The sequence below is a fragment of the Caulobacter sp. P1_B12_2 genome (assembly GCF_056406675.1).
This window is the reverse complement of sequence record NZ_JBFTZS010000204.1, coordinates 1-7924: the sequence shown is the minus strand read 5'-3', so window position 1 is coordinate 7924 and position 7924 is coordinate 1. Positions and strand designations below refer to the sequence as shown.

4 protein-coding genes are annotated in these 7924 nt (G+C 69.6%); 2 read left to right on the top strand and 2 right to left on the bottom strand.

Annotation, left to right across the window (positions count from 1 at the left end; translation table 11 throughout):
- Together AC1DZ6_RS13910 and AC1DZ6_RS13905 are read right to left on the bottom strand one after the other, a co-directional pair.
- Positions 1–3693: translocation/assembly module TamB domain-containing protein (locus tag AC1DZ6_RS13910; protein ID WP_477097757.1), on the bottom strand; the 3693-nt coding region annotated here is incomplete at its 3' end.
- Positions 3690–5450, bottom strand: coding sequence for an autotransporter assembly complex protein TamA (locus AC1DZ6_RS13905; RefSeq protein ID WP_477097756.1), 1761 nt, complete (start codon positions 5448–5450; stop codon positions 3690–3692). The genes AC1DZ6_RS13910 and AC1DZ6_RS13905, both read right to left, overlap by 4 nt.
- A 282-nt stretch (positions 5451–5732) precedes the next feature.
- Here AC1DZ6_RS13905 and AC1DZ6_RS13900 point away from each other — a divergent pair, with 282 nt between their 5' ends.
- Together AC1DZ6_RS13900 and AC1DZ6_RS13895 are read left to right on the top strand one after the other, a co-directional pair.
- Positions 5733–7265, top strand: a complete 1533-nt coding sequence (locus tag AC1DZ6_RS13900) for a circularly permuted type 2 ATP-grasp protein (protein ID WP_477097755.1) — start codon at positions 5733–5735, stop codon at positions 7263–7265.
- A partial coding sequence (locus tag AC1DZ6_RS13895) for an alpha-E domain-containing protein (protein ID WP_477097754.1) occupies positions 7262–7924 on the top strand: 663 nt, incomplete at its 3' end. The genes AC1DZ6_RS13900 and AC1DZ6_RS13895, both read left to right, overlap by 4 nt.

The window sequence follows — 7924 nt, the reverse complement described above, 5'->3', positions numbered from 1 at the left end:
CAGACGCACCGTGCCGCTCTCCTCGAACTCGAAGCGCTTGCCGGCGAAGTCGTATTCGCCCCGCACCATCCGCGCCTCGCCGTCGAGGATCGGGCTGTTGGTCGAGCCGCCGACATGGGCGTTCAGCGACAGCTCGACGTCCAGGCCCCGGCCCCGTACGAAAATGCGCCGAGGCGCGGTCAGGGTGAGGTCCAGCAGCATGCCGCTGCCCGGCGCGACCTTGCGGGCCTCGATGCCCTGATCCATCTCGTCCGGGCGATTGCGCTCGATGACGTCCAGCGAAACCACGCCGGCCGGGGTCTTGGTCTGGGCCGAGACGTCGGCGCGGTCGATGACCAGCGCGCCGACCATCCTGACCTTGCCGTCGGCGCCGCGGTTGACCGAGGTCTGGCCGCTGGCCGTGGCCGAGGCCAGTTCGTTGTCGATGACCCGGAAGCCCTTCAGGTCCAGCTTGAAGCTGCCCAGTCCGCCGCGCGCCAGGCTGATGCGCCCCGAGCCCGACATCGTGCCGCCCTGCCCGTCGCCGGCCGAGACCTGGCTGACGTCGATGGCGTTGTCGGCCAGGGCTACCCGAACGATCACGTCGCGCAGGCTGAGGCCGGTCTGGCCGTCGTCGACTCGGCCGCCCTCGAGGCTGGCGCGACCGGTCAGGCGCGGATCGGCCAGGGTGCCGGCCAGGTCGCCCTCGGCGTCGATCTTGCCCGAGACGCTGCGCTCCGAGCTGCCCAGCAGATCCCACAGCGGCTTGATCTCGCCCTGAGCCGTGAATTGCCCGCGCACCGGCCGCTGGCGGTTGATCGCCAGATGGAACGGCTTGGCCGAGGCTTCGGTCGGCAGCGTCACCTCGGCCTTCGCCTGGAGGCCCTGGCTGTTGGAACTGGTGGCGTTGATGGTCATCAGGTTATCGCGCAACACGCCGCGGATCTCGGCGTTCAGCGCGAGGTCGGTCCTGGGGCCACGCTCGCGGGCCCCGATCAGGTTGGCGTCGAAGTCGCCGGTCAGGGTCGAGCCCGAACCGGAGAGGTTCACATGGGCGTCGACCTTGCCGGCCATGTCGGGATTGATCGCCGTGAGACTGACGCCGGTCAGTTGCGCCCGCAGCGTGGCCAGATCACCGCCCACGTCGGCGTCCAGGTCGGCCGCGCCGTCGCCGACCGCCAGCCGCAGACGGGCGTTGGTGCGCGGCCCGCCAAAGCGGATCTGGGCGGTCTCGCGCGTCTTGATCTCGGTGCGCGCCATGGCGCCGGCGGCGTCGAGGGCCAGCAGGTATTCCTCGCCGGCCTGGGTCAGGACGCCCGAGCCGTTCAGCTTCCAGCGGCCGGACGGGGCCTCGCCGCGTGCGTCGATGGTCAGCGGCAACCGCGCCATCGGGCCGGCCGCCTTGACCGCCGCGTGCCGGACCTTCCAGGCCCCGCCGACGATGTCGTCGGCCGCCAGGTCGAGCTGGGCCACGGGACCGGAGGCGCCGTCGGTGATCCTGGCCGTGCCGGTGACCCGGCCCTGGGTCAGGAAGGCTCCAGGACCGACCGCCACCGTCAGGTCGGCCGTGGCGGGACGGCCGCTGCGCAGGGACACCGCGCCCTTGGCCTTGGCGCCGCCGGCGTCGACGTCCAGGTCGGTCAGCTCCAGACCGCCCGTCGCGAAGTTGAAGGCCGTGCGGGCCTTGGCCGGGCCGTACTGGCTGCCAGCCTCGATCGAGGCCGTGCCGTCGCCGCCGTCCGCGCGCTTGGCGAAGGACAGCACCACGTGGGCGTCCTTGAGTGGCAGACGCGGCACGTCGATGGAGTCGAAATCGGCGATCAAGTCAGCCTTGGGCGCGGTCAGGGTTCCGGTGACGGCCCCCGTGCCCTTGGCCTTGCCGGCCACCTCGATCGGACCGGCGACGAACGGCCCCGTGGCCGTCCAGTCCAGCTTGAAAGCCAGGGCCGTGCCCGGGCCCAACACGCCCGAGGTGCGCACCGAGGCGGACGTTCCGTCCAGCTTTGCGTCGGCGACCGACAGGCGGTTGTTGGCCCACGAGGCGCGGGCGTTGAGGCGCGGGGTCTTGCCCAGCAGGCGGTCCAGTTCGGCAAGGCCGGTGGCGAAGTTTCCGCCTCGCGCGTCGACAGTCAGCATCCACGGCTTGCCGGCGCCTTGGCTGGCCGACCATTTCGCGGTCGCCTGGCCCGCCATTCCAGCGCGAACCGGAGCCAGCGAGGCGACCTTGGCGTCGCCCTTGAACGACAGGCCGCCCAGGATGCCGCGCTCGCCCTGGGCGACGACGCTCAGGTTCGGGGCCTGGACCTTGGCCGAGCGGATCAGGAAGCGGCCGTCCTTCAGCCGCGCCCCTTCGAACTGCGCCGAGGGCGAGCGCCCCAGCACGGCCAGCAACCCCTGCCCGCCACCGCCTTCGGTCGTGGCGTCGGCCTTGATGCTGAGCTCGCCCAGCTTCCAGCCGACCTGGGCCGGCCCCTTGGCCCGCGCCAGTCGATAACCCAGCCATGAAAGGTTGCGGACATCGACGCGGCCGTCGATCAGGAAGCCGTCGCCGGTCAGGTGGAACACCCCGTCCGCGACGCCGGCTCCCATGGTCGGCAAGGGCGTCAGGCGCGAGAGGTTGCCGACCTTGGCGCTGAAGGTCAGGCCCGCCGGCGCGGTGAGGCGCTTGCCCAGATCGGCCGGGCCGTGAGCGACCAGGTCGAGGTTCTGGCTGTCGATCTTCAAGTCGAGGTCGCTGAACGCGCCGGCCTTGCGGCCGACGATCGAGAAGCGGGCGTCCGCGCCGAACATCTTCTCTTCCCGGTCGGTCAGGGTCGAAGCCGACAGGTCGATCTGGCCGGTCGCCGAACCGCCCTGCGGCGTCCAGGCGCCGCCGGCTTTCAACGGCGTGGCCTTTCCCGAGCGCGCCAGAAGCGTGAAGGCGCCCTGGCTGGTGGTGCCATGGGCCTTGGCGTTCAGATCGAACGGCCGGTCGGGCGACAGGCCCATCGCTCCGGCCAGGGCGCCGCCGTTGGCTTCCCGCGCCTCGGCGTCGAGCAGCAGGGTCTTGTCGCGCCCAAGGTCGAAGATCAGCTTGAGGTGATCGCCGGCGTGCAGGCGGCTGAGCGCTCGCAGATTGCCCTTCTGGCCGCCCAGCCGCGCCATCTCGTAGTCGCCGCTCAGGTCGAAGTCGCCGGCCTGGCGACTGAACTCGGGACGGGTGATCAGGCGCAGGGCGACCTTGTCGAGGTCCACCGACACCGGGGCGGCGCTGGACTTGCCCTTGGGGGTCAGGGTCGGGCGACGCAGCACGACCACCTGGCGGGCGGTGATCTCGTCGGCGTGGAAGCGACGGTAGAACAGCTCGGCCGGCCGCCAGTCGATATAGAGGTCGGCGGCCTCCAGCCAGACGCCCTTTTCGTCGCTGATCGTCAGGCGGCGAACGCCGAAGGCGTTCCAGATGTCGCCCGACAGGCCTTCGATCTTCAAGCGGCCGATCCGGCCCAGTTTCAGGCCGCTGGTGCGCGCCTCCAGGAAGGCGCGGCCCTGAGGCGTGATCGCGCCGAAGCGCACGCCGCCCAGCAACACCGCGACCAGCACCACCAGGCTCACCGCAACGATGACGATCAGGCCCGGCCAGCCGATCTTGCGCGCGACCTTGGTCGCCGCCTCGGCGACGACTTCGGGAATGTCTTCAGGCGGCGGCCCGCCAGGTGGTGTCTGGGCGTCGGTCAAAAGGCCTGCCCGATGCTGATATAGACCTGGAACGAGGGGTCGCCCTCGCGCTTGCTGATCGGCATGGCGATGTCGGCCCGGATCGGTCCGAAACCCAGGTCGTAGCGCACGCCGACCCCGACGCCCACGCCGAAGTCGTCGCCGTTGGGCCATTTGTCGACGCCGACCGCGCCGGCGTCGACAAAGGCCACCGCGCCCCACCGGTCGGTGAACTTGTGGCGCAGCTCGAGCGAGCTCTCCAGCAGCGACAGGCCGCCCTGCGGCGTGGTGGTGTTGTCGATCCGGGGCCCGATGGCCTGGTAGGCGTAGCCGCGCACCGAACCGCCGCCGCCGGCGTAGAATCGGTTCGAAGCCGGCACCTCGGGCATGGTGCCGCCCAGGATCTGCCCGGCCTTGAACCGTCCAGCCAGCACGGTGCGCGCGCCTTTCCCGAACGGGAGGTAGGCCGTGGTCTGGGCCTGGACCTTGAGGAAGGCCATGGTCAGGTCGCCGGTGATGGCGGTGGGTTCGGCCCGCACGTCCAGCCGCCAGCCCTTGCTCGGATCCAGCACGCTGTCGGACCGGTCCCAGGCCTGGGCGCCCAGCAGGGTGAAGGTGGCGAAGTTCTGCTCGACGTCGGTGGTGACGCCATCGACGGTGGTGAGCGAGTCGACCTGCGACAGGTCCAGTGAGACGCCGTAGGTGCGATAGACGGTCGGCCGCAACCGCCGGGTCAGGTCCGCGCCGAGATGGCCGCCGGTCTCCACGTAGGCGTCGGTGTCTTCGCGGTAGATGGCGGTGTTGAGCTTCAGGGTCTGCTGGCTGCGTCGCCAATGCGGCAGGGCCAGTTCGGCTTCCAGGCGGCTGTCCAGCCGAGCCAGACGCGCCGTCAGGGTGGTGGTGTCGGCCCGACGAAAGCGATTGTAGTGGATCCACTTGGCGTCCGCGCCCGGCCCGTCGGTGGACGAGTAGTTCGCGGCCAGCTCCACGGTCCGGGCCTTGCGGTCGGACAGGGTCACGATCACCGGCCGCAGCCCGTCGGGCAGCGCCTTGTCCTTGGGAGACAGCGACACCGAGACGGTGTCGTAGACGCCTGTGTCGCGCAGCCTGCGCTCCAGTTCGGCGATGTCGTCGGGCTCGTAGATGTCCCCCGACGTCCACGGCGCCAGATGCTTGACCCAGGCGGGGTTCGACCGGCCCTGCGTCACCACCTGGATCCCGTCGACATGGGTCAGGTCGCCCGCGGCGATATGGAAGACCGGACGCAGCGTGTGGTCGGCGTGATCGACGACGACCTCGCGCGGCTCGGCCGTCGCGTCGGCGTAGCCCAGCTGCTGAACCTGGGAAACGACGCGTCCCTCGGCCGCCAGCACGTCGCCGGCCCGGCCCGGGGCGCCCGGCGTCAGGCGAATCACGCTCTCGGCCCGCTTGACGACCCCCTCGTCCGGCGCGTCCCCGCTCCAGGCCAGCCGGGGGTCGGCGATCACGAACACGGGACCGGGGGTGATCTTGAGAATCGCGCGGGGCGGATCGGCTTCCGAGACGTCCGGCTCAACGACATAGGCGTAGTAGCCTTCCGAGCGCAGCACGGCGACGGCGTCATCGCCGGCGTCCCTGGCTCGGCGGCGGGCCTCCGAGCGGCTGCGGGCCGGCGCCTTGGCTTCGGTCATGGCGCGCTGGATCGCTTCGCGCAGCGCCTTGTCCTCGACGCCGGTGATGCTGGCCGCGGGCTCAGCCGCACTGGCATGGCCGGCGACCAACAAGGCCGCCGTGGTCATGCCAAGGGCAAATCTCTTACGCACCAAGCCTTCAAGTCCCCGCGCGGAGCGCCCCCGAACCCCTGTAGTCGCCCCCCCGCCGCCTGTCACGCGGTGAAATGTCCTGAAACGGTTCGACGCTCGGGTTCCCTGCGCATCAGGAGGGCGCCTAAATGTTGGGCAGTCCCGTGCATCGGATGATCGCGAGGAGAAAAGCACCGCTTCCGAGCTTCGCGCGTTCTAGGCTGGATCGGGACGCGCCGCCTCAATGCGGCGCGCAGGGTGGACAAAGTGGACACGGGCGTGGCGGCGAAAATCCAGGACATCGACGATACTCCCACCCTGCCGATGATCGGTGCGGCGTACCTGCCTGGCGTGGCCTATGACGAGATGATCGCCCAAGGCGGCGACGTGCGGGTCCACTACGCGGCGCTGCAAAGCCGAATCTCCGCGCTGGGCGCCGGCGAGCTGGCCGACCGGCAGCGGATGCTCGAGCGGTCGTTCCTGCTGCAAGGCATCACCTTCACCGTCTACGGGGCCGACAGCGCCACCGAGCGGATCATCCCGACCGACCTTTTCCCCCGCATCCTGCCGGCCCAGGAATGGGCCAAGATCGAGGCCGGCCTGACCCAGCGCCTGCAGGCGCTGAACATGTTCCTGGCCGACATCTACGGCGAACAGCAGATCCTGATGGACGGGGTGGTTCCACGCGAACTGGTGTTGGGCGCGCCGTCCTACCGTCGCGAGATGCAGAACGTCTATGTGCCGCACAAGGCCTACGCCAATGTCTGCGGCAGCGATCTGATCCGCGGCCAGGACGGCGAATTCGCCGTGCTGGAGGACAATCTGCGGGTGCCGTCGGGCGTGTCGTACATGCTTGCCAACCGCGACGCCTCCAAGCGCACCTTCCCCGGCGCCTATCGGGAGGCGGGCGTGCGGCCGGTCGAGCGCTATCCCGACCTGCTGCTGGCCACGCTGAAGAGCATGAGCGCCGACTGGCGGTCGAACCCGCAGGTCGTGGTGCTGACCCCCGGCGTCTACAATTCGGCCTATTACGAGCACGCCTATCTGGCCCGCCTGATGGGCGTTCCGCTGGTCGAGGGCCGCGACCTCGTGGTCCATGACAACATGGTCTACATGCGCACCACCACCGGCCTTCGCCGGGTGGACGTGATCTATCGCCGGGTCGACGACGACTTCATCGATCCCCTGGCCTTCCGCCGTGATTCGTCGCTGGGGGCCGCGGGCCTGTTCAACGCCTACCGGGCCGGCAACGTGGTCATGTGCAATGCGCCGGGCACCGGGGTGGCCGACGACAAGGCCGTCTACGCCTTCGTGCCCGACATCATCCGCTACTATCTCGGCGAAGACGCCATCCTGCCCAACATCGAGACCTTCCTGTGCCGCGAGCCGGCACAGCTGAGCCATGTGCTCGACAACCTGGACAAGCTGGTGGTCAAGGCGGTGGGCGCTTCGGGCGGCTACGGCATGCTGGTCGGGCCGCACGCCTCGGCCAGGGAACGCTCGGAGTTCGCCGACGCCCTGAAGGCCGATCCGGCCAACTATATCGCCCAGCCGACCATCCAGCTTTCGACCGCGCCTTGCCTGGTGGATGGCAGGATCGAACCGCGCCACGTCGACCTGAGGCCCTTCATCCTGTCGGGCGAAAAGACCGTGGTCACCCCCGGCGCCCTGACCCGCGTGGCGCTGAAGCGCGGTTCGCTGGTGGTGAATTCCAGCCAGGGCGGGGGGTCGAAGGATACCTGGGTGCTCGCCGAGGAGAACGGTCACAACGGCAATGGCAATGGTCATGCCGACAAAGGAGCCGGCCAATGATGCTCGCTCGCGTTGCCGACAGTCTCTACTGGCTGGGCCGCTACATCGAACGGGCCGAGCACCTGTCTCGGCTGTCGACGGTGATGCTCAACGCCACTCTCGACCAGACCGACACCGGCGCCGAGGCCGTCCGGATCGCCCTGTCCGCGGTCGGCGAGACCGAGCTCAGCGCCGGCGCCTTCGAGGCCGCCAAGGGTCTCGTTCTGGACCGGTCGGACGCCAACTCGGTGGTCTCGTCCCTGTCGAGGGCCCGGGAGAACGCCCGCCAGGTCCGCGACCAGATCACGACCGAGACCTGGGAGCGGCTGAACCTGCTGTACCTGAAGGTCATCGATCGCAACGCCGGCCGCGAGTTCGCCGACAATTCGGTGACCTTCCTGCATGACGTCATCGCCGACGTGCACCTGTTCAAGGGCGCGGCGGACACCACCATGAGCCATGGCGAGAGCTGGCGGTTCATGATGGTCGGCATGTATCTGGAGCGGGCGCAGCTGATCGCCAGTCTGCTGGAAGCCTGCTTCGCCGAGAACAGTCCCAAGGTGAACGACCACCTGGCCCTGGTCAGTCWGCTGCGGATGGGCTGCGCGCTGGAGCCCTATCTGCGGGTCTACACCGCCGAGATCGAGCCGCGGCACATCCTGGAGTTCATGGTCTTCGAC